The following is a 23863-nucleotide window of genomic DNA, read 5'->3' as shown; positions in this document are numbered from 1 at the left end:
TGAAGTTATATCGTATTTTTGCATTTCAATTTTATTAGAAAACATGGAAACGCTTAAAGATATTTCGACCATAGAGGATATTAAACAAATGGTGAACAGCTTTTATGATAATGTTAGAAAAGACGATCTTATTGGTCCTATTTTCAATGATAAACTTCAAGATCGCTGGGAACCCCATTTGCAAAAAATGTATGGTTTTTGGCAGACTATTTTATTTGATGTTCGTGCTTATTCAGGAACGCCATTTCCTCCGCATAAACAATTACCGGTTGATAAAACTCATTTTGACCGCTGGATTCAGATTTTTAATACTACAATCGATGCGCAATTTGCAGGAGTAATTACGGAAGAAGCAAAAATGCGTGCTACAAATATGGCTTTTATGTTCAATCACAAAATTGAGTATTTTAGAAATGCCGAAAATGAGTTACGAAATTCATAGGGTAAATCTTAAAATAGCTGACAAATTAAATTTGAATACTATTTTAAATTAAATAAATTTGATTGACCCAAATACTAGAAAACCAATCAACTATTTAAAATGAAAAAACTTATCCTGTTCTTTATAATGTGTTTCTCTTTTTGTAATTTCTTAAACGCACAATCACAAGCTCCAGCTTTTAATTTATACAAAGGAACTGTCGACGGAAAAATAGCTGTAACCGTTTATATCAAAACAGAAGAAAATCCATGTACTGCCGATTTAATGTATACATCTATGTATCGATATGACAAATCAAAAAAATGGATTCAGCTTGATATTACTCAGAATAAAAAGAAAGAAAATGAATTTGTTTTAGTTGAACACGGTTTTAGCGGTGTATTAATTTTAAAGAAAACCGGAAACACTTTTACTGGTTTATGGATTAGTTCTGATGCTAAAAAACAATTACCAGTCGACTTGAAAGAAGCCGCAATGACGAAGAAAGAACTTGAAAACTTCGAGAAAACATTGGAAAAAGTTAATTATGAAAATAATGACTGCTAAAATCCTGCTTTTTTCAAGATCTCTTTAAAATCTATAAAAACGCAATAAAATCACTTTCAAAATAAATCCAAATATTAAAACCAATCCATTGTTAGAGTGATTGTATAAATATTTGAAAATAATAAACCTCAAATTTCGAGTTTAACTTTAAGTTTGAAATTGAGGTTTATTATTTATAATTACACCGCATCATAAACCTCAACTTTTGAATTTGGTATTTCAAACTCATTTGTTGGCGATTTCAAATAAACTTTACCGGAATAAATAGGCTTATTAATATTACTCTTCTTGATCTCTTTATCAAATTTTATATATAACTCTACATTTTGATTGTGCTCAAAAAAAGTTTTAAAACGATCCATTAACTGATTATTAAACGCGCGTTCTTCTATTGGATCTTGCAAATGATCATTTTCTTCTGTGGTTTTACCGTCTAATAAATCAACCCAAATTCGAACTTCGAGCTTGTGACGAAATCGATCTTCAATAAAAATTGCCATCATGTTTGGCACTCCTTTTCCGTTTACAGTATCGGTCAAAAACTCAAGTCCGGCATTACTCTTTTCCATTACTTCGCCATTAAGACAATAAATATGAAAATCGTGAATTTTAAAATCTGGATTGTTGGTCCCGATAGTATAATTGTAACGTTTAAGGCGATTTTTAAAATATGTATTGCTTACTTTATTATCGTCTATTTCCTTCTGAACAAAAGGCAGAAAATCATCATAATAAGATTTCATAACACCTTTACGGTCAGGGTTTTTACTAAAATCGTTCCAGTCTTCATCTAAAACTTCATTCGCCTGATAACTGCCTATTTCTCTAGGACCTACACTGCCTTGCATCCATAGTGTTATCATTCCTTTTGGTGCAATTCCTACCATTAGTGTATAATATGATTTTTTATATTCCTCTCCATCAGGATCAAAAGAAGTACCGTAATCTTTTTTAAAGAGATCATAGAGTTTTTTTTGCGGCAACTCAAAATCTCCTAAATAAAATTTATTCTCGGTATAAGAAAACCATCTTAATACCATCTTCTCCGGTACTTTTTTCCTTTCCTCCCCTACGGCATAAGAACTACTGCTAGAGCGCCAGTCTCCTTGAAGAAATTCTCCGCTAGGTATCCGGACGCTATTGCCATCTGAAAGTGCAAAACTCCCAAAAATTACTCTCATCGGGTAAGCAACATCAGCACTTACTTCTGGACTCCATTCAAATTTTTCTACTTTTACAATCATATCTTTTTCATTTTTTTTGCAGCTCAAAACAATTGTTAAGAGTACTAATACTATTTTACTGTATTTTTTCATATTTTTTAACCTTCTATTGATTTTCTATAAGGCTTGCCATCTAGATATCGCGCTCCTTTTCCTATAGCATTTGATGTTGAGCGATGCAGGTATTTATTACGAATCGGTTTCAAAAATTCCTCATGAATAGTTACTTTTAAGCTGCGCGCTCCATCATTTTTTAAAGCAAAACTCAATAAATTTTCTTTTGCGAAGTTTAAATCATCAGGAACTTTGTAAATAGCATCTTTACCTCCTTCTATGAATTTTTCATCAAACTTTAAACCATATTTCTCTGCCATTTTTACCATAACAGCCAACGCTATATATTGGTAGCTATTTGGAATTCCTTTTCGTGTTCCTCCATAAGGTTTTCCAGATTTTTCATTTCTCATTGGGTAATTAAGCTGTTCTGGTGTGTACCATCCTTGTTGGAGTAAAACTTGTTGGATGTTTTTAAAATCAGGTTCATCACTAAAATATCGTGTTTCATCCTCAATCTCACCATAGCCTCCGCCTACATCACTATGCGCGCCCGGAATTTCTAATTCAAAACCTACTCCTGCAGCAATAGAATGTTCTATGGTAGTAAGCGAAAAGTTTTCGCGATACTCATCGCCAGCGGTAAGATGAAATACTTTTTTTACACCTTCCATTTTTAATTTTAACTCATCTACATCATTATCAAAATCTTTATTCGTTGCTCCAGTTGACAAACTATGTGCATCATGATAAGAAGATACCGTATCAAAAAGACCCACAAATTTTATAGAAAACTTAGCCGATTCTATATTGTATTTATCCAGTACTTTATATTTAAGCGCGATAAAATGACGTGCAGCTGCGGCACCACGGCTAAAACCAAATACTGTTAATTCTATTTCGTTTATAAACTCTGTTTCATTAATCAACTTATCAAGCCTAAATTTTCTGATTTCACTAGTAATCTTACTAAAAGCTCTATTCACCTTAGCTGGAATACCCGTTCTACCACTGCCAAAAGCATAACCATACATACTGTCGCTCGAATAATCTTCTGTCCCTTCTCCTTCTATATATACTTTTATTTCTCTTTTTTTGTTATCAGCTAAATTCATTTGGTGCATAATAGCTATGTTCGAGTAATAATTTTCATAACTACTTCCATTTTCATGATTTTTTCTGTAGGCCTCAGCTGCTTTTGATTCATCAGGGTTCAATGCAAGTCCCTTTTTCTTTTTATTATAAGCTAATCTGGAATCTGTATTATTGCCATTATTTAATGTGCCATCAAAAAATAGATTTATGTTTACTTTTACGCCAGTTTTGTTTTCGGGCCTCTTTTGTTTGTCCGGAATTGATACTTTCAGAACACTATTACTCTTAGGCTGTTCTATTCTTTTTACTAAACTGTTAAAAACCTTAAGTTGTATTTTATCTTCGATAACATCTATTTTACCGATGTATTTTACTTCTGCATAAAACTCATGCATGTCTTCATTTATATAATCCTGATCATTAAGTATTTTTTGATATAGTTTTATATTGGTAAAATAGAGTTCTGCTTTTCCGTATTTGTCAACACGGGTTGTAGTATAGGTACCCATATTTCTGGATTTCTTGTCATGCCCGTCAAAACCTTCATCTTCCCAAATGGTTACTTGCAGTGTATCCCCAATAGGAATGTTAAGCGTATGAATAAACAAACGCACATTATCAAGATAAGCAATTGGTCTTCCGTTTAAATCTTCATAATATTGATCCTGCCATTTAAGGTTTTGAATACTTGGTTTTCCCGCGACAGGAATAATTTCGAGAGACGCACTGCCTGATACACCAAAAGCATCTGTAAAAATTACTTCAATTTTATACGCGACTCCTAAACTTGCCTGATTAAATGTGATACTTCCATCATTACCTAAATCTAAAAAACGTTTTCCTCTTTTATATAATGTCCAACGCTGTTTTACAATTTTTGAGGGATCTGCTTTTTGGGTTCTATCTGCATTGGGGGCAATTGCCGACATTAGTTTGTAAATATTTTTCCCAAGTAATGGTCTTGTTTCTCCTTTTATATAAAAACTCATAATTATTATTTTTCTACTTCTGGTATTCCGTTTAACTCGTTTTGAAATGCTCCTATATTCACTAATGGATTTATTTGATTCATTAGGAATGGATTAGTTTTCATAATATGAATTTTGGTAAGTTCTGCCTCTTGTCCATGTTTTACAATACTAATACAATCTGGCGCTCCCATTGGGCAAGTAGCTTTGCTATCTTCAAGTAACATTTTGCCTTTATTAGATAAAGTTACCTTTTCATAATAGTTAGTCCATTTTGTGATTTGTGCTGTACAAGGCAAATAATCATTTCCTGATGGTTGTTTTTTACATTTGCCAAATGTATTTTTCTCAAGAGTCTGACCTATTTCTTTAGTAGTAGCGATAAGTTTATTTTCGGCTTCATGATCATTCGCATAATGCTTTGAATTTGTAAAAACTTTTAGTATATCTGTTTTTGGTTCAACACTAAATTCACATTTTAAAGTTGCTCCCTGTACTACAACATGTTTATCAGCCATAATTATTTTCTTTTTTTTATAAGTTAATTCTTTCTTTAGATTAAAACAATATACAACTATATTTACAAAATATACTAAAAATCTTACTATAAATATTTGACTATAACTCCTTTCGACAAAACTATAAGCCAAAGGCTATTTAACAAAGAACAAAAACTCACGAAAAACGCAATAAAATACACTTTCGAATAAAAATTTTGTGATGAATAGCAAAAAATAGCGACCTAAATTCGTAATTTTACATTCTAATCTACAACGTTTTCGAAATGAATGCATCTATAGAAACCAATCCGTTATTAGAACGATTGCCAAAACATTTAAAGCAATTTATTAAGCCTCAGGATTATAGTGATTACACACCTATTAATCAGGCGGTTTGGCGATATGTTATGCGTAAAAATGTAGATTATCTTTCTAAGGTTGCACATCATTCGTATTTAGAAGGTTTACGTAAAACGGGAATCGAAATTGATTCTATTCCGAGTATGTACGGAATGAACCGTATTCTAACTGAAATTGGCTGGGCTGCAGTTGCTGTTGACGGATTTATTCCGCCAAATGCTTTTATGGAGTTTCAGGCTTATAATGTTTTGGTTATTGCTTCGGATATCAGACAATTAGAACATATTGAATATACACCCGCACCAGATATTATTCACGAAGGTGCCGGCCACGCTCCTATTATTGCAAATCCTGAATATGCGGAATATTTGAGACGTTTTGGTGAAATTGGCTGTAAAGCAATTTCATCTCACAAAGATTATCAAATGTATGAAGCGATTCGTTTGCTTTCAATTTTAAAAGAAGCCGAAGATACGCCGCAAGATAAAATCGACGAAGCCGAAAAAGCAGTTGCTGATTTACAAAACGATATGGGCGAATTGTCTGAAATGGCTCAAATTAGAAACCTGCATTGGTGGACGGTTGAATATGGCTTGATTGGAACGGTTGAAGATCCAAAAATTTACGGCGCAGGATTACTTTCTTCGATTGGAGAAAGTGCCTGGTGTATGACCGATAATGTAAAGAAAATCCCTTATGATATTTCGGCTGCAAATCAGAATTTTGACATTACGCAATTGCAGCCACAGCTTTATGTAACGCCTACTTTTTCTTATTTAAGTTTAGTTCTGGAAGAGTTTGCTAATAAAATGGCACTTCGCACCGGAGGACTTTCGGGAATTAAAAAATTAATTCAATCCAATGCTTTAGGTACAATTGAATTAAGTACGGGTTTACAAATTTCGGGAGTTTTTACAAATGTTATTGAAGAAGAAGGAAAACCGGTTTACATTCAAACAACCGGAAAAACAGCTTTATCCTATCGAGAAAAAGAATTAGTCGGTCACGGAACTCTAACGCATCCACACGGATTTGGAAGTCCGATTGGGAAGCTGAAAGGTTTTAATCTGGCAATTGAAGATATGAGTCCGAAGGATTTACAGGCTTACAGCATTGTGGAAAATGAAACTGTAAAACTGGAGTTTGAAGGTAATATTATTGTTGAAGGTGAAATTATTACAGGCTCCCGAAACTTACACGGAGAAATTATTTTAATCAGTTTTAGAAATTGTACTGTTACGCATGGCGAAACTATTTTGTTTCAGCCTGACTGGGGAAATTACGATATGGCGATTGGTAAAAAAGTGATTTCGGCATTTTCTGGCCCAGCTGATGTAAACAGTTTTGATTTAATAAATATTGTTCCGACAACTAAAACCATAAAAGCAAAACATACTGATAAACGTGATGAATTGGAAAATTTATATGCGTCAGTTAGAGATATCAGAAAAAATAAAACTTCTAAAACGGAGTTGAAATCTATTTTTGAAAACCTAAAAAATAGTCATTCAAACGATTGGTTATTATCTGTTGAAATTGCGGAACTTTTAAAAGATTCAGATGAAAAACAGCTTTTGCAGGAAGTATTGGTTTATTTGGATCAATTGAAAGAAAAACGTCCTGAAATTGCGCATTTAATTTCTGGGGGATTGGATTTGATTTTTGATAGTTCTTTGCCACAAAGGCACTAAGGCATGAAGTTTTTTTGCCCGCAGATTTTACTGATTTAAACTGATATACGCTGATTTATTTCTCATAAAGTTTTCCACAATCTTGTCATTTCGAGGAACGAGAAATCTTCGCAAGTAACTCCGCAACGAGAATCCAATCTTTGTCGAGTTTCTCGCGAAGATTTCTCGTTCCTCCTTTAGATTTGTTTTTTAAAATTTAAGTAGATTTATGATTGAGAAAGGAAGCAAAAGTAAACTATTCGTTCCTCTGAGTTTGTGGCTCATATCTTGATTAAGACTTTGGCTTCCCTTTCATCAAAGACTCAGATAGAAATTTGGGCTAGTGACCCGTTATTAAGGAGTTGAGCTTATGATGAATTTCTCAAATCATTGTTGAATCGTAAAAGCAAAGTTATGAAAAACATTATTATTGGCATTGATATCAGCAGCAAGACTTTAGATATTTGTGTAAAAGAAGAATCATTAAATTACTTTTCTATTGAGAATAACGTTCCGGCTATAAAGCGCTTTTTTAAAAAATATTCAGATGAGAATGTAATTTTAGCAATGGAAAATACAGGCAGATACAATTGGAATCTTTTTGAAGTATTGGAAAAATTCAACTTTAAAGTTTATGTAATATCGGCTCTGCATATCAAGAAAAGTATAGGTCTTGTCAGAGGTAAAAATGATAAAATTGATGCCCTGCGAATTTGTAGTTTTATTGAGAAAAATTATCAAGAAAATAGAGAATGGAAACCAAGTTCGTGCTCCATTAAAAAAATAAAAATACTATTGACCGAAAGAGCTTTAAGAATAAAAATCAAAAAGCAGCTTATGGTTCAGCAGCATGATTACAAATTAATGAAAGGCATTGGATTGGACAAAGAGCTAAAAAGTCTAAATGTAAAACTCATTAAAAATATTGAGGGACAAATTAAGGTTATTGAAAATGATATTGAAGAAGTAATCCATAATGATGAAAACCTAAGCTATCAGCAGAAACTGATAAAATCTGTTCCTGGAGTAGGTCAGGTTTTATCATGGACATTAATATCAAAAACAGAAGGTTTTACAGTGATAACTGATCCTAGAAAAATGGCATGTTACAGCGGAGTTGTACCTTTCGATTTTCAATCTGGAACCTCATTAAAAAGAAGACCTGGAGTGTCAATGCTTGCCGATAAAAACCTGAAAACTATTCTGCATCTGGCCGCAATGAGCGCTGTTCGATTAGACAATGATTTAAGAAAATACTACATCAGAAAAGTTGATGAAGGAAAGAATAAAATGAGCGTTTTAAACGCTGTGAGAAACAAAATAATACATCGGGTTTTTGCGGTAATAAAAAACCAAACCTTTTATGAAAAAGATTTGGTTTTATCATAGAAATCGAAATGACAAACATTAAGATTAATCATTACTTTAAATTTAGCGTCTTAGCGCCTTTGTGGCAAACCTCTACAGCTTCAAATCCTGATTCAACTCAGTCTCAGACTCAATTGTTTTTCCGTTGTATTGTAATTTCCAACCCATTGAATTTGTCATAATTAAGATTTTTGACAGCTCGCTTATTAATCTGTTTTGGGCGTTTGTTTTTAGGGTTGATTTTTCGATTTTTTTAGCCAGGTTGGCTTTTACCGATTTGTTGATTTTATTGTAATCGTCGCCCGTAAACGGGTTCAGTTTGCTTTGTTCGACATCATAAAACTGAATATCAGGATTAATTGTGATTTCTTCTTTTGGGATATTTAGAATTGTGATGGTTTTGTTTTTTTCGTCGATATCGTATTTCATTTTATGCAAATCGTAGGCAACGGTAACATTGGCATTGACCACAATAAGTGCCTTTTTTTCAAATGAAATCATATCCATCAAATACTTCTGCTGATTTTTATAAGTAATCACTTCAGAGAAATGTCCTTCGGTGACAACCAGTTTTCCAACATTTAAAATTTGCTGCTGAATTAAATTGGTATTATAATCAATTGTAGAGTCGTCATCTTTTTTAAACTGGCAGTATTTAAAAGCCAGAACAATGACTAAAATAGTAATACCGATACTAATAATTCTTTTGATCAAGTTTTGCATTCCTGTAAAATATTTAGACGAATTTACTTCTTTTTTTTGAAGGTGACTAAAGTTTTTTTGCCACGAATTTCACTAATTTTCACTAATTCTATGCCTTGTATTTATTGGTCAATTCATAAATTAAGCATCTTCAAAAAAATTCGTGAAATTCGTGAAATTCGTGGCAAAAAAAAATCGTGGCAAAACTTTTTCTAAAAAGGATATCCAATAGCGATATTCAAAATCAGGTTGTCTTTTCGCCATGGTCCGCTTCCAAAATTAATATCATCAATTACCCATCTTTGTCCGTCTGGAAGAGCTGGATTTCTAAGAGGGAAAGCCAAATCAGTTCTTAAAACAAGGAACGACAAATCGAAACGCAATCCTGCTCCTGCTCCAATGGCAAGCTCTTTCATAAAATCTTTTGAGATCTCAGCTCCGGGTTTATTAGGATCTGCATTTAAGAGCCAAATGTTTCCTGCATCTATAAATAAAGCGCCTCTTATAACACTAAATAATTTTGCACGATATTCTGTATTGAATTCCAGTTTTAAATCTGCCGATTGATCTGGCGTATAATTGTTATTTGTCGTTGGCGGAATCACATAACTTCCCGGCCCTAAAGTTCTGGCTCTAAAGGCTCGAATACTATTGGTTCCTCCTACTACAAATTGTTTTGATGTAGGTAATGTATTTGAATTTCCATAAGCAAATCCAGCACCAACGATTAATCGACTAGCTAATTCACTTTCTTTTCCTAATTTCAAATAATGCCTAAAATCTGATTTGATTTTCACATATTGGCTAAACGGAACATCAAATATGGTTTTTACTTTATTTGGATAATCTGCTCCTGTAACTAATCCCGTTATGTTTCCCGCCAAATCTAATTCTCCATTAAAATAGATCGTATTTTTTCGTCGTTTCTGCATCGTGTTTGTATACGTATAACTGTAAGTCGGGCCAAAAATTAATTGCTTTTCAATTACTTTCTCTAAAGCCGGATCATCCTGAATATCTTCTAAATATTCGGGCGTAACATGATTTGGACTTACATACGTAACATCGATCACATTTAACTGATGTTCTTTCCTTATATTTTCTTTCCATAAATATCCAAAAGAGGCATTAAAGGAATTCAACGCATACAATTGTGTTCTTTTTTGATATTCATATCGTAGTGTCGCTTTGGTTCTTGGCACATATTCACTGTTTCCCTGAATATTAAAAGGCGATATAAATCTCGGCCAGGTCAAACTAACTTCTCCTCCCAGTTTATAAATATTTTTCCCTTTGTTAACTCCACCAAGCTGGAAATCGGCACCGCCAAAAACAGAAGCTGTAAATAGTTCCGCCCCTTTAAAAAAGTTTCGGTTATTCCAGTTTAGATTAACTTCTGTCCCTGTATAACTGGCTGAATTAGTTTTTCCTAAAACCTCAACCCTAATAAACTTTTTAGGCAGAAGCGTTAAGTAATAATACGAATCTAAAGTCTTTGGAATACTGTCTGATGGTTTAAATTCATTTTTTACAAAGCTGAATGTTCCCAAATTTACAAAACGGTTTAAGGTTAAATTATGATCTTTTCTATTGTATAAATCTCCTTTTTTAAAATATATCGTTCGATCATAAATCCTTGGCTTAAAGGTTTCAGTTGTATCGATGATTGTAAAATCTTTGTATTTTGTAATATCTCTTTTTCTATAAACCACACTGTCATTCGAAAGTGAATAATTGGGATACACATAAATATTATTGATTTTATACGCTGTAAGGGCTTTTGGCGGCGTATCTGGCTTTATTACAATTCTCACTTTTACTTCGTGATCGCCTTTACTGCTGTCTACCTGAGCTAAAAGATAATCTGGGTTAAAATAGAAATAACCTTTCTCTTTAAGTCTGGCGTCAATTCGTTCTCTTTCGGCTTTTATAACGTCCAAATCATACGGTTTTCCAACTTTCAATAAACTTCTTCGGCTTGATCTTCCTATAATTCTGGACATTGCCAAAGAGTCATCAGGAAAAGTCACGCTTTTAATGATATATTGTTTTTTAGGAATAACGGTATATTCTGCCGTAACTCGTTTGTTTCGAACGGTTGAATCGGCGCTGACACGGGTTTTAAAGTAACCTCGGTTTTCGGTAAAATTTCTTAAAACAGAAGCATTATAATCTAAATCGACTTTACTGAAAAGTACAGGCGGTTCACCTACTTTATTTCGAAGCCAATATCTGGTTCCTTTTTGTTTTTTAGGCTCTCCGGCAAGATTGTATATCCATAATTTAGGACGTAATCCTAAAATTTGTTTGTTTGGTTTTGGACGTAATAAATCTTCTAATTCTTTTTCAAGTGCTTTTCTTTCTTTTTTCTTTATTAAAGAATCTTTGACTTTTACAGAACCGCCAACGTAAAGCAAATCGCCTTCTGGCAGATATTTAGTATTACTGCAGCCTAAAACAAAAAACAGGCAGAACAGTACAAAATACTTTATATATTGATTTTCTATATGATTATGTTTTTTGTTCATTTCCTTCAATTTGATTTTCCTGCTGCTCTTCTTCTAATTTTTCCTTTTCTTTTGCTTCTTTCTTTTTTTGTTTTTCTTTCTCTTTACGGACTTTTTCTTCACGTATCATTTGCTTTTCTTGTTCTGATCGATGAAAAAGCTCTCTGAATTTATTGTAACTCATCGTAATGATGAAAGCAACACCCGTTTCTACAACCTGACCTTCAACTGCTACCTGATATTGATTTTTTCTGTAAGCACGAACCATATAACGTCCGTCTTTTGTAAGCTGATAATCGAGTGCTACGTCTCCGGCAATATTCGTACTTTCTTCGTTCGCGCGTTCTGCACCTTCAACGCCAAAACTACTTCCAACAGTTACTTTTAATCTGTCATCAAGCAGTTTTTTAGAAACGGCAACATTCAAATCAGTTCTGTTTTGCATCGTTCCTGAAGTGTAATCTTCTGTTGATTCTAAATCAAAATTGACTTCAAATCCGTTAATTAATTCACCCGCCAGATTGTTTAATTGCTGCGAAAGAATTTTGCTCACACTTTGTCTTGCTAAAGATTCTGCATTTGTACCGCCGCTTTCACTAGCAAACGGATTTTCACCCACAAATCGGTTTAATAATAAAAGTGCAAAAACCTGTTTATTTAGTTCTGCCGGATCTTGTTCTAATTGTTTCAGCTTGGTTTGTGTAAGCTCAACCACATCTGAAGAAACATCGTAATTTCCTTCCGGAAGTACAATTCCAAAAGAAATTTCCGGCTTCATTAATTCTCCCTTCATTTTCAGTAAAGTCTGAAACGGAAGTTTTTGTTTGTATGTATTTCTTACAGCTGAATCATCGTTGCCAAGCTGATTTCCGAGTAAATCGATTGGCGCAGCATTTACTTTATAAATTGCCGTAATATTTAAATTTGCCATTGTAGGTTCACCGTTCCAGGTGATAAAACTTCCTTTTTGAATATCAAATTTTCTTCGGATTCCGTTAAAATTCATTTCATACGCACCATCTGTAAACTCGTATTTTCCGGTCAAAGTTGTTTTTCCAGATTTGTCGATTCCGCCAACTAATTCAGCTTCACCTTTCAGTTTCAAATAATCACCGTTTCCTTTATCAATAAGTAAAGTCAATTCTGCTTCTTTATCAATCGAAATGGCTACATTCACGTCCATTCCTTTTACATCAGACTGATTCAGTTCGTTTTGCAGCTCAACAGTTTGTTTCAGGTACATATTATCTTCATCAACAAACTCTACAATTCCTTCACGATCTGCAATAGATGGATCTGACTGCGGCATTACAACCGTAAACTTGGTTTCTTTATTGATTTTAATTGTTCCGTCGACAACCGGGCTGTCCAGATTTCCTGTAATATTTAGTTTGGTATCCAGGAACATATCACCATAAAACAAATCGTTATCAACTTCTTTAGAATGTATCGCTCTAAAATCATCTGCTGTAACAACTAAATCAAAATTATAGCTCTTGAAATCAGGGGACTGAACCGTTCCATCTACAGATAATTCGTTGTCGTTTTCATCATTAAGCGTGAATTTATCAAACGTAATTACATCATTATTAAAAGTGATTTTTTCATTATCTGTTTTAAAGAAGGAATTCAGCTGTGTGATTCTAAAACCGGCATCGTTAAAATTTAATTCACCCGCAATTTTTGGACTTGATGCGTTACCTGCAACTTTAAAATTTCCCGATAGATATCCCGTTCCGTCTGTTACGTTATCCATTGTAAAACCCTGAATACTTTTGATATACAATTTATTGATATCTAAATTTAAATCAAGGTTTCCATCGTCCATTTTATAATTTCCGGTCAGGTTTACTTCATTTCCTTCTCCGGTTAATGCCACATTTGCATTTAATAAATTATTGGTTTTATTATCTACTTTTATTTCAATGTCGCCAACTGCATCTCCTCTAAAAGCAAAATCATCAATTTTTAAATCAGAAGTAAAAGTTGGGTTTGTCATGACATTTTCAACAACAGCATTTCCGTTAATTAAACCCTGCATTAACAGTTTATTTTTTTTAACCATGTTCATAATGGTTTCGATTTTGAAGTTTACAAAATCGACTTGCAACGGTGCATTATCTTGCGTTCCCTGCGATTGAACTTTTAATTCGTTTCCGTTATTATTCAGGAAAAATTTATTGACGTATAATCGTTTGTCTCCAAATTCAATTGCATTTTCAGGATCAATATTCCATTTATCATAATTTAAAATGAAGTTTTCGGCATCGATTTTAAATATGTTTTTAGAATCTTCTGCTTTAAATTCTCCTGCTATAAAATATTGCTGTTTCTCTTTTGCATCCTGAACTTCAAGCGCATAAGTCAAAATATTATTTTCTACTTTTCCGGATAAACTGGTAAACGGAATTTTTAATGAACCGCTTTCAATAGTGGCAATAGAAACAGAATATTCTAAAGCATTTTCTTTGGCTTCAATATTAATTTTTCCGTCGGCAATTGTGCTTTCTGCATAAACGATTCTTGGAATTGTTCCTCTTATTTCTAAAGAATCGGTTACGTTATTGTATTTTCCGGTAATTTTAATTGGCTCTAAACCTGTCAGTTTCGGAATCAGTTTAAAAAGAATCGGATCGTTATCAACAGTTAATGTAAAAGCCAAACGCTGCTCGTCAGATTCTCCGTTTGCTTTTGGAGTTTTTAAATCGATATATTTTGACAATGATTTTTTTATCGCTGCTGTCAAAGTGGTCAATTTGTATTTTCCATCAACCTCAGCTTTTAAAAACTGAGAAGATATTTTAATATTGTTTCGGGTATTATCTGAAAAAGCAATCACACGAACGGAATCTAAAACGATTGGTTCTTTATCCTGTAAAATCTGAATGTTCGAAAGAAATACTTTTCCGTTCAAAAAATCCGGATTACTATTCGCAATATCCGCATCAACATTACCGCGAAGTTTCATTGGTCCGGCATGAAGATTTAGTTTTTCCAGATCGGCAATATCAAGGTTTAATTTTAATTTTATTGATGGATATTTTTCTTGTGTATTTCCGCTTGCAACTAAATCAAAGTTCAAATTCGGGTCTTGCATTCCGGATTTTACTGCGAATGAACCGTTTGCAATATTTCCTTTTAAAGCTAAATCTCTATATGTATATCTGTTGAAAACCGCTTTCTGTACAATTCCGTCCAATTCTGCTTTTGCCGTTTTCGGGTCTAAACCATTTCCTTTTACTTTCGCTTTAAGCGTAATTTTTCCAATTGAATCGTTTTTGATTAATCTTCCTAAATCAAAATCAAGTAAATAAACCGTTGCATCGTATTTCTCTTTTTTCTTAACACGCTGATCGAATAAAGCATCAACTTTTGCGTTTCCGAAACTGCTGTTTAAAGCCAGATTGGTTTTAAAATTCTGAACTGAACCTTTAAATTTTCCCTGCAGGTTTATTTGTGATGGAAGCTGAATATTTTTCTGAATAGTTCCGACTGGTACAAACGTATTTATGTCTTTAGAAGTCGTAGCAATTTTTTTGATATCTAAATCATAATATGCTTTTTGCGCATCAGGCAGTCCGGTTATTTTTCCCGAAAGGGAAACTTTTGTAGTTCCAATTCCGCTCATTTCGAATTTCGGAATATTCAAATCTTTTACTTTTCCGCTCACACGACTGTTTATGTATAAAACAGCATTTGGATTACTCTTAAAAGGATTTGTTTTCTGTAAATCGGGAGCAAATAACAAAATGTCTTTAAACCCTATTTTCGAATCTTTTAAATTAGCATCGACAGCAAGATTTGCAATATCTTTTTGAAGTGCTTCGAGTGATTTATATTCTACCTTAATTTTATCTTTTACAAGGGTTTGCGGTGTTTTTAAATACAGATTATTTAAATAGGCATTTTTTGGACCGTAGAAAAAATCTGTTTTTAAAGATTGAATGTTCAATCCGCTTTTTTCTGTTGCTGCCAGTGATTTTATATTGCCCGAAATAATATTGTTACCATAATATAATTTCTCGGCTTCAAGATTGAATTTACTTAGATTTAAATGGCTGTAATCGATTCCTATTGAAGTTGGTTTCGATTGCATATTATCAAATTTAAAAGCAATGTTTTGTATGTTGACTTTATTTAGTTTTGCTTTCCAGCCTGCTTGTTTTATCGCTGTTGTATCTAAATTTGGAGTTTGTATTTGTTTATCTTTTACTCCTAAACGCAGATTTCCGCTAAGATTTTTTAATTCGAAAGTATCGAAATCTAAAAGTTGTTTGTTTAAGTCGATTTCATTTACAGATAAATTCAGATTTCCGAGTTTTATTCCCGAATCTAATTTTGAATCTTTATTGTCATAAGCAACATCAATTTTTGACAAACTGATTTTTCCCAGTTTTAATTTGAAGTCTTTGCGTTTTGAAATTGTATCTACGGTTTTTACCGAAACAACTGCAATTTGTTCCACAACATCCTGATTTAAAACTAATTTTAATCCATTTAAATCGATATTCGGAATATCAAAATCCATTTTATCCAAATCGAACTTATTGAATTTAGTATCGAAATGCGTCAGTTTTACGGCAATGTCATTTTTAGAATAATCATCTTTAAAATTAAATTTGATATTATCCAGATTTACTTTTACAACTGATATTTTAAATGGTTTAGCATTTGGATCTTCAACTTTTGGTTCTTTTGATTCGAATGCTTTTATTATATAATCGAAATTGAAAACGCCGTCTTTATTTCGGTAAATATTGGCTTTTACATTTTCAAGCGAAACAGAATTGATTTCGAGTTCACTGCTTACGAGTTTAAAAAGGTCAACATCAACTTCTAAACGTTTACCTGCCAGCAAAGTATCTTTTTTTTGATCTTCAAAATAAAAACCTTCCAGAACTACATCTTTGGGGAATTTGATAGAAATATGATCTAATGAGACTTTGCTTTTTATCTTTTTATGGAGATACGAAATCGCTTTGTCTTTGGTGAAATTTTGAACAGAAGGAACCTGAATTAATATAATAAGAAGTAATAAAAGTGCAACTACAGAAACCACGCACCATAATAGTACACGAAGTGTTTTTTTTACGTAATAAATTGGTTTCTTATTCATAGATCAATAAAATACAGGATTTAATTGCTTCTGAAAAAAGCATGGTTATACATCTTACAAAAATGGAAAATTTAAACCTTTAACAATTTACATAATTATTGGGAATTATTCTAAAATTTCACTGTAAAATAGTTAATTTCTTACTTTTGAATTTTAGCCACGAAGGCGCTAAGACACAAAGTTTTTTTATGCTTAAATATTTTATAAGAACGTTTTGTGCTTAATGAAAATTAAAATTTAATATGGGAAATCTTTTCTTCTAAAAGATTCATTTTTTGCTGAAGTTTGGCAAGAAATTTTTGGTGCTGTTCTGATTCGGGATTGAAGCTTCTGTGACGCAGGCTTTTTTGAATTTCATCTACTTCCTGCATTGTTGAAATACTTTCTTGTGAAATATAATTTTCGCTGAAAAGTTTCCAGATATAATCTATTGCGATTTGGTTAGGATGCAGCATATCTTCGTTATAAAAACGATAATCGCGAAGTTCATCCATCATGATTTCATAGGACGGAAAGTATTCAGCGTTCAGTTTTAAGTGTTCCCTATTTAACGCAGAATACAGCGCTGAAAATAAATGTGATTTACTTAATTGATTTTCTACAAAACCATCTTTGATATGGCGTACTGGCGAAATCGTGAAAATCAAATTGATTTCTGGATTTAAAGTCTGAATTAAATCGACTGTGTTTTGAATGCTTTTTTGAATTACTTCAATTGATAATAATTCTTTTAAAAATTGTTTTTGAGGAACTTTATGACAATTGGCAGCGATTTCAGTGCTTTCGATATTTCTGTAGATCCAGGAAGTTCCAAATGTAATAATGATATGTGTGGCTTCTTTTAGTTTTTTGTTGGTTTCTGTAACGGCTTTGTTGAGTGTTTCTAATAATTCTTGTCGGTCAGCATTACTTACATCTGAATGAACTTCGAAACTATGCCAACGTTCGTTGTGAAAGAAAACATCTTTTTCTGTAAACAATTCTTCTTTACAAACCCGGCTAAACAATTTTTCAATTGAAACGGGATTGAATATAATTCCAAACGGATTTGTTTCGTTTTGAAACTTGAAATAATCAAATTTCTCGGCCATATTTTCTGCAAAACAAGAACCTACAGAAAGTATCTTCGAATTATAATCGATTGGATTGTTACTTTTTGAAATTGGAATTTGGGTTCTGAATTGCATGGCATATTATTTAAACACGAATTTCACCAATTTTTACCAATAAAAAAACCAAATACATGAAGTATTTGGTTTTTGTAAATTTTTCAAGTTTTAAAAACTAATAAGTATATTCGATTTCGTATTCTATTGCTGTGCCTCCTCCATCAAATGAAGTATGCTTTAAAGGATAATTGCTTTCATTATAAGTATAGGTTGTTAAATAAACCGCTGTATTAGAATTTTCAGATGACGTTCTGGTAGTTTTTACAATATTATTTTTCCCTAGATCACTAATTTCATTTAGTAATAAATTAAACCCAGTAATATTTTTAAGAGGATTATTTTTTGTATCGTAATCATAAACTCTTGTCGTTGTCACTGAATTAACTTTTCTCACTTCTTTTATAAGATTACCATCTTTATAAGTCAAATTACCTTCTCTGCTTTTAGTTTCGACTTTTGTATTTTTATCTACTGAATAATTTATATATGAAATTAGCTCGTTATTACTATGCGTATAAACTGTTTTTTCTATATATTGTCCATCAGGATATTCGGTAGTTATATCTTCTTTAAAGATTCTTGTCTTTAATTTTCCATTTTCATAAGCATATACAACTTCTTTGTCTTTGGTCTCTTTTCCTTGTTGATCTATATCAAACACTTCTTGTTTTGTTATTAAATCTCCACTGTAAGTATATACCGTTTTTGAAGCAGGTGTAATGCTGTTTACAATTTTATTTCCGTTAAACGCAAGGGTACTTTTTTTATTTGTTCCCAGTTGTATATTGGGATATATGTATGAAATTGTTTTTGGTAAAGTTGAATTATCTTCAGAGGAAGGTGAAGAATTATCATCACCAGAACATGATGCAAAAATTAATGCTAAAGCACTAAAAAATAGTATTTTTTTCATATGTATCGTATTTTAAAGTGGCAAATATAGAATAAATTATAAATAAATATTGACAAAAGTCAATTGTACAAATTCTTCTTTTCAGTACTGCTTTCAAAAACATTTTATATTAAAAAAACTTCGAGATTCATAATTCATTCATTTCTTCAATTATATTTTTAAGGAATAAAAATATTAATTAAAAATTTACATTTTTAATAACAAAAATCAACTCCATCAAGACAAACTATTGCTTACTTTTGCATCTTCCATTTTTTTATACTCTATATGAAATTATTATATTCTTATATAATCAAACACAAAATGCTTTTGCTTTTTGCTTTGATTATGGCCTCCATAAACATTTGTTTCAGTTTATCAGACTCTATTATTACCGGTAAATTAATGCAGGATTGCGGTGTTGGATTACACAAATACGAAGGAAATCCAACTGGTTTTATCAAATCTCTTTCTTTCTGGCTTGGACTTTCGCTTGGTGCTGCGATGATTTCCAGAATTACCAAAAACTTCCAGGATTATTTCACTAATGTTGTGATCCAGAGAACTGGTGCTCAAATGTATACCGACGGAATTAAAAAATCCCTCGATTTACCTTATGCCGAATTTGAAGATCAGCGAAGCGGTGAAACTTTGAGTAAGTTAACCAAAGTTCGATCTGATTCTGAAAAATTAATTACGCTTTCGATTTCTTTGATTTTTCAAACCGTTATCGGATTCATTTTTGTAATTCTTTATGTTGCCCGAATTGATTTTCGAATCTCACTTATCTTTTTAATTACAGCTCCAATTATTGCTTTGGTAAGTTCTTATTTAGGTAAAAAAATCAAAATTGTTTCTAAAAAAATTGTCAATCAAACGAATGCTTTGGCAGGTTCTACAACAGAGAGTTTACGAAACATCGAATTGGTAAAAAGTCTTGGTTTAACGTACCAAGAAGAGAAACGTTTGAACTTAAACACATTTAAAATTCTGCAATTAGAATTAGAAAAAATCAGATTTATTCGAAGTTTGAGTTTTATTCAGGGAACAACAGTTCACTTTTTAAGAACTTGCGTTGTTTTTACTTTGTATTATTTCTTATTTGGAGGAAAAATTATTGTGGGTGATTTGCTGACAATGGTATTCTTTACGTTTTTTATTTTTGGTCCGCTTCAGGAACTTGGAAATTTCATTATTGCTTTGAATGAAACTAAAGTCTCAATGGAAAACTTTAAAACACTATTAAGCGCTCCAAAAGAATTCCGTCCAAAAAATCCAAAACATGTTGGAGCAATTCAGTCTTTGTTATTTTCGAATGTAAGTTTTCAGCATAAAACAGCAAAATTCAAAGCGGTTGAAAATATCAATTTTGAAATCAAACAAGGCCAAACTGTTGCATTTGTCGGCCCGTCTGGTTCCGGAAAAACAACTTTGGTTAAATTATTAGTTGGATTGTATACTCCGGCTGAAGGTCAGGTTCTTTATAATGATATTGATTCTACAGAAATTGATTTACTAGACTTAAGAAAACAATTAGGTTTTGTAACGCAGGATGCACAATTATTCTCTGGAACAATCCGCGAAAACTTATTATTCGTTAAACCAAATGCAACTGACGAAGAGTTATACGACGCTTTAAAAAGAGCCAGCTGTGATAAACTTCTTAAACGTGCCGAAGATGGTTTAAACACTACAATTGGTGAAGGCGGAATCAAAGTTTCGGGTGGAGAAAAACAACGTTTATCTATTGCCAGAGCGATTCTTAGAAATCCGAATTTATTGATTTTTGATGAAGCAACTTCTGCTCTGGATTCTATTACCGAAGAAGAAATTAATGCGACAATTAGAAATATATCTGATAAAAACAGAATCACGGTTTTAATTGCTCACCGTTTATCAACTGTAATGCACGCTGATAGAATTTTTGTTCTGGAACAAGGTAAAATCATCGAGCAAGGTAAACATGATGATTTAATTGTTGAAAGAGGTTTGTATTATGCTATGTGGCGTCAGCAAATTGGGGAACGAAAATAGTTTTTGAGTTTCTAAGTTGCTGAGATACTAAGATTCTAAGTTTTCATTAAAACACTTGATTAAACGTACTATTTGTCATTTCGACTAAAGGAGAAATCGCACTAGTTTATCGACAAAGATTGGCGACTTACTTTGCGGATTTACGAGTGCGATTTCTCCTTCGTCGAAATGACATAAATGATAGAAAAATCCTTTTTAATCCTTTTAATCTGTGGCAAAAAAACAAAACCCGACAGGTTTTAAAACCTGTCGGGTTTACTATATGAATAAAAAACTTAGAATCTTAGTATCTCAGCAACTTAGAATCTTATTTCACAAACTCAACTGCCTTAGCCAAAGCTTCTACAACTCCAGCAGCATTTTTACCTTTTCCAGATGCGAAGAAAGGCTGTCCTCCTCCATTTCCGTCAATATATTTTCCTAATTCTTTGATTACTACATTAGCATTTAAGCCTTTACTTGCAACCAATTCTTTAGCGATATAACAGTGAATATTTGGTAAACCATCTTCAACAGAAGCTAAAAAAACAAATGAATCTGGTTTTGAACTTCCTAAAGCCGAAGCTAAATCTTTCGTAGAAGCCATGCTTAAGTCTACTTGTTTAGCAAGGAAATTTACTCCGTTTACCTCTTGGAAATCTTTCTCCAATTCTGATTTTAAAGCACCTACTTTTTCTTTAAGCAACTGCTCAATTTGTTTTTTCAACTTAGCATTATCATCCTGAAGTGAAGCAACAGATTTCAAAATATCCTGTGGATTTTTAAGCGTTTCTTTTATCTCTGCCAATGTATTTTCCTGGTTTAGATAGAAGTTTTTCACCGCATCGCCCGTAATTGCTTCAATACGACGAATTCCAGCCGCAACAGCACCTTCAGAAATAATTTTGAAATGCCAAATCTCTGCTGTATTTTTTACGTGAATACCACCACATAATTCTTTACTATCACCAAATTCAATCATACGAACATTATCGCCGTATTTCTCACCAAATAAAGCCATTGCGCCTTTATCCAATGCTTCCTGAATTGGAATATTTCTATGTTCAACCAACTGCAATTGCGCTTCAATCTGAGCATTTACAGAAGCTTCAACTTGTTTAATCTCTTCATCAGAAACTTTACTGAAATGTGAAAAGTCAAAACGTAAATAATTTGGATTTACCAACGATCCTTTTTGCTCAACATGTGTTCCTAAAATGCTTCTCAAAGCTAAATGCATTAAATGCGTAGCCGAGTGATTTTTTGAAGTTGAAGTTCTTAAATCTGTATTTACTTTTGCTACAAAACCTGCTTCTACATTTTCAGGAAGTTGTTTTGCAAAATGCAAAATCAAGTTGTTTTCTTTCTTGGTATCGATAATTTCGATTGTTTCGTTTGCCGAAACCAATGTTCCTTTATCCCCAACTTGTCCACCACCTTCTGGATAAAAAGGTGTATTATCTAAAACGATTTGGTACAAAATACCATCTTTTTTAGAATCAACTTTTCTGATACGAGTAATTTTTACTTCGTTTTCAATTTTATCATAACCTACAAATGTTTCTACATTTCCAGGAATCAAAACATTCCAGTCTTCTGTTGAAACTTCAGAAGCGGCACGAGAACGTGTTTTTTGTTTTTGCAATTCAACTTCAAATTCTGCTTCATTATAAGAGAAACCTTTTTCTTTTAGAATTAAAGCAGTCAAATCTTTTGGAAAACCAAACGTATCATACAACTCAAAAACCTTAGCGCCAGAAACTTCTTTTCCTGTAGTTTCTGTAACTACATTTTCCAACAATTGTAAACCTTGATCTAAAGTTCTTAAGAAAGAAGCTTCTTCTTCACGAATTACATTGGTAACTAATTGCTGCTGCGATTTAATTTCAGGGAAAAATTCTCCCATTTGGTTTGCAAGAACTTCTACCAATTTATTAATAAAAGGTTCTTTTGTGTTTAAGAATGTAAACCCGTAACGAATTGCACGACGCAAAATTCTACGAATCACATATCCAGCTCCCGTGTTTGATGGCAATTGTCCATCAGCAATTGCAAAAGCAACCGCACGAACGTGATCTACAATAACACGAATTGCAATGTTGGTCTTATTTTGTTCTTCGCTGATGTTTTTTACTTCATCAGATGTATATTTTAAACCTGTAATTTGTTCTACTTTTTCAATAAGCGGTGTAAAAACATCGGTATCATAATTTGATGTTTTTCCTTGCAAAGCCATACACAAACGCTCAAATCCCATTCCGGTATCAACGTGCTGTGCAGGAAGTTTTTCTAACGATCCGTCAGCTTTACGGTTGAATTCCATGAATACATTATTCCAGATTTCAACTACCTGCGGGTGATCGTTGTTTACCAAACTTTTTCCAGTAACTAAAGCTTTTTCAGCTTCCGGACGTAAATCAACGTGAATTTCAGAACAAGGTCCGCAAGGTCCCTGATCTCCCATTTCCCAGAAATTGTCTTTTTTATTTCCAAGAATAATTCGGTCTTCATCAATTAAAGTTTTCCAGATATCCCAAGCTTCCTGGTCAAAAGGAACATTGTCTTCTTTGCTTCCTTCAAAAACAGAAACATAAAGATTTTCTTTTGGGATTTTATAAACTTCTGTCAAAAGCTGCCAAGCCCAGTTGATAGCTTCTTTTTTGAAATAATCTCCAAAAGACCAGTTTCCTAACATCTCAAACATAGTATGATGATACGTATCAAAACCTACATCTTCAAGGTCATTATGCTTTCCTGAAACACGAAGACATTTTTGCGTATCGGCTATTCTTGGACTTTTTGGAGTTCCGTTCCCTAAGAAAAATTCTTTAAACTGGGCCATTCCCGAGTTATTGAACATTAAGGTTGGATCGTCTTTAAGAACGATTGGAGCCGATGGAACAATAAGGTGTCCATTGCTTTTAAAAAAGTCTAAAAATTGCTTACGTACGTCTTGTGATTTCATATTTAAATTAGAAAATGTATCTGTTTACAAATGTGTCAATTTGATAATGTGATAATTAGAAATAATCTCAAATTAATAATGCGTTAATTTTAAAATCGAAAATTAAAACTTATGCTTTTCAACAATAAATTCCCTATTTTGCGCATTATATAATTATGTAATTCCCCCAAATTATCAAATTATTTTGTTCTTGTAAAAAAGCCGTCAACAATTGAAACATTTAGCACTATTGTTCGACTAATTGATTTTACAAGCTGCAAAAATAGCGTATTT

Annotated in this window: 14 protein-coding genes; 5 read left to right on the top strand and 9 right to left on the bottom strand. The window is 32.7% G+C overall.

Features of this window, described 5'->3' with window-relative positions; translation table 11 throughout:
- Window positions 1-43 precede the first annotated feature (43 nt).
- Both NLJ00_RS10355 and NLJ00_RS10350 read left to right on the top strand, forming a co-directional pair.
- Entirely contained in the window at window positions 44-442 is a 399-nt protein-coding gene (locus NLJ00_RS10355; protein ID WP_256637121.1) for a group III truncated hemoglobin, read from the top strand.
- A gap of 99 nt (window positions 443-541) precedes the next feature.
- Window positions 542-988: a hypothetical protein gene (locus tag NLJ00_RS10350; protein WP_256637120.1), complete on the top strand. Its 447-nt coding sequence runs from the start codon at window positions 542-544 to the stop codon at window positions 986-988.
- Window positions 989-1167: 179 nt separating this feature from the next.
- Here NLJ00_RS10350 and NLJ00_RS10345 read toward each other — a convergent pair whose 3' ends face one another.
- Genes NLJ00_RS10345 through NLJ00_RS10335 form a run of 3 tightly spaced genes read right to left on the bottom strand, consistent with a single transcriptional unit; the run spans window position 1168 to window position 4846 of the window.
- Window positions 1168-2304 (bottom strand): DUF2931 family protein, encoded by a 1137-nt coding sequence (locus tag NLJ00_RS10345; RefSeq protein ID WP_256637119.1) that lies wholly within the window; start codon window positions 2302-2304, stop codon window positions 1168-1170.
- 5 nt (window positions 2305-2309) lie between these two features.
- A complete protein-coding gene (locus NLJ00_RS10340) occupies window positions 2310-4349 on the bottom strand; it encodes a phospholipase effector Tle1 domain-containing protein (RefSeq protein WP_256637118.1) in 2040 nt (679 codons plus the stop codon).
- A 5-nt stretch (window positions 4350-4354) separates the two neighbouring features.
- On the bottom strand, window positions 4355-4846 hold the full coding sequence (locus tag NLJ00_RS10335) for a DUF4280 domain-containing protein (RefSeq protein ID WP_256637117.1): 492 nt from the start codon (window positions 4844-4846) through the stop codon (window positions 4355-4357).
- A gap of 266 nt (window positions 4847-5112) precedes the next feature.
- Here NLJ00_RS10335 and NLJ00_RS10330 point away from each other — a divergent pair, with 266 nt between their 5' ends.
- Both NLJ00_RS10330 and NLJ00_RS10325 read left to right on the top strand, forming a co-directional pair.
- Window positions 5113-6879, top strand: coding sequence for an aromatic amino acid hydroxylase (locus NLJ00_RS10330; protein ID WP_256637116.1), 1767 nt, complete (start codon window positions 5113-5115; stop codon window positions 6877-6879).
- Between the two features lie 393 nt (window positions 6880-7272).
- Window positions 7273-8247, top strand: a complete 975-nt coding sequence (locus NLJ00_RS10325; RefSeq protein WP_256635548.1) for an IS110 family RNA-guided transposase — start codon at window positions 7273-7275, stop codon at window positions 8245-8247.
- A 72-nt stretch (window positions 8248-8319) separates the two neighbouring features.
- Here the strand turns inward: NLJ00_RS10325 and NLJ00_RS10320 are convergent, their stop codons facing one another.
- The 5 genes from NLJ00_RS10320 to NLJ00_RS10300 form a co-directional block, all read right to left on the bottom strand.
- On the bottom strand, window positions 8320-8949 hold the full coding sequence (locus NLJ00_RS10320) for a DUF4230 domain-containing protein (RefSeq protein ID WP_180858564.1): 630 nt from the start codon (window positions 8947-8949) through the stop codon (window positions 8320-8322).
- 191 nt (window positions 8950-9140) lie between these two features.
- Complete coding sequence (tamL, locus tag NLJ00_RS10315; RefSeq protein WP_256637115.1) at window positions 9141-11456, bottom strand: translocation and assembly module lipoprotein TamL; 2316 nt, start codon at window positions 11454-11456, stop codon at window positions 9141-9143.
- Window positions 11440-16551 (bottom strand): translocation/assembly module TamB domain-containing protein, encoded by a 5112-nt coding sequence (locus NLJ00_RS10310; RefSeq protein ID WP_256637114.1) that lies wholly within the window; start codon window positions 16549-16551, stop codon window positions 11440-11442. The genes tamL and NLJ00_RS10310 overlap by 17 nt, the downstream gene beginning before the upstream one ends.
- A gap of 230 nt (window positions 16552-16781) precedes the next feature.
- On the bottom strand, window positions 16782-17738 hold the full coding sequence (locus NLJ00_RS10305) for a GSCFA domain-containing protein (RefSeq protein ID WP_256637113.1): 957 nt from the start codon (window positions 17736-17738) through the stop codon (window positions 16782-16784).
- A 97-nt stretch (window positions 17739-17835) separates the two neighbouring features.
- Window positions 17836-18633 (bottom strand): hypothetical protein, encoded by a 798-nt coding sequence (locus tag NLJ00_RS10300; RefSeq protein WP_256637112.1) that lies wholly within the window; start codon window positions 18631-18633, stop codon window positions 17836-17838.
- Window positions 18634-18900: 267 nt separating this feature from the next.
- Between NLJ00_RS10300 and NLJ00_RS10295 the strand changes: the two genes are divergently transcribed.
- On the top strand, window positions 18901-20646 hold the full coding sequence (locus NLJ00_RS10295) for an ABC transporter ATP-binding protein (protein WP_053470533.1): 1746 nt from the start codon (window positions 18901-18903) through the stop codon (window positions 20644-20646).
- A 307-nt stretch (window positions 20647-20953) separates the two neighbouring features.
- On the opposite strand, the gene alaS is transcribed toward NLJ00_RS10295, so the two are convergent.
- The gene (gene alaS, locus NLJ00_RS10290; protein WP_256637111.1) at window positions 20954-23590 is read right to left on the bottom strand and encodes an alanine--tRNA ligase; all 2637 of its coding nucleotides are present in this window, start codon (window positions 23588-23590) and stop codon (window positions 20954-20956) included.
- Between the last annotated feature and the right edge of the window lie 273 nt (window positions 23591-23863).

This window comes from Flavobacterium panici (assembly GCF_024499525.1).
In the GTDB taxonomy this organism is placed as follows: Bacteria; Bacteroidota; Bacteroidia; order Flavobacteriales; family Flavobacteriaceae; genus Flavobacterium; species Flavobacterium panici.
This window is presented reverse-complemented; position numbering and strand designations above follow the sequence as displayed.

Coding starts and splice junctions, on each gene's coding strand:
- NLJ00_RS10300 (WP_256637112.1), bottom strand. CDS start 18,633: ATGAAAAAAATACTATTTTTTAGTGCTTTAGCATTAATTTTTGCATCA.
- NLJ00_RS10350 (WP_256637120.1), top strand. CDS start 542: ATGAAAAAACTTATCCTGTTCTTTATAATGTGTTTCTCTTTTTGTAAT.
- NLJ00_RS10345 (WP_256637119.1), bottom strand. CDS start 2,304: ATGAAAAAATACAGTAAAATAGTATTAGTACTCTTAACAATTGTTTTG.
- NLJ00_RS10330 (WP_256637116.1), top strand. CDS start 5,113: ATGAATGCATCTATAGAAACCAATCCGTTATTAGAACGATTGCCAAAA.
- NLJ00_RS10320 (WP_180858564.1), bottom strand. CDS start 8,949: ATGCAAAACTTGATCAAAAGAATTATTAGTATCGGTATTACTATTTTA.
- NLJ00_RS10305 (WP_256637113.1), bottom strand. CDS start 17,738: ATGCAATTCAGAACCCAAATTCCAATTTCAAAAAGTAACAATCCAATC.
- NLJ00_RS10355 (WP_256637121.1), top strand. CDS start 44: ATGGAAACGCTTAAAGATATTTCGACCATAGAGGATATTAAACAAATG.
- tamL (WP_256637115.1), bottom strand. CDS start 11,456: ATGAACAAAAAACATAATCATATAGAAAATCAATATATAAAGTATTTT.
- NLJ00_RS10325 (WP_256635548.1), top strand. CDS start 7,273: ATGAAAAACATTATTATTGGCATTGATATCAGCAGCAAGACTTTAGAT.
- alaS (WP_256637111.1), bottom strand. CDS start 23,590: ATGAAATCACAAGACGTACGTAAGCAATTTTTAGACTTTTTTAAAAGC.
- NLJ00_RS10340 (WP_256637118.1), bottom strand. CDS start 4,349: ATGAGTTTTTATATAAAAGGAGAAACAAGACCATTACTTGGGAAAAAT.
- NLJ00_RS10295 (WP_053470533.1), top strand. CDS start 18,901: ATGAAATTATTATATTCTTATATAATCAAACACAAAATGCTTTTGCTT.
- NLJ00_RS10310 (WP_256637114.1), bottom strand. CDS start 16,551: ATGAATAAGAAACCAATTTATTACGTAAAAAAAACACTTCGTGTACTA.
- NLJ00_RS10335 (WP_256637117.1), bottom strand. CDS start 4,846: ATGGCTGATAAACATGTTGTAGTACAGGGAGCAACTTTAAAATGTGAA.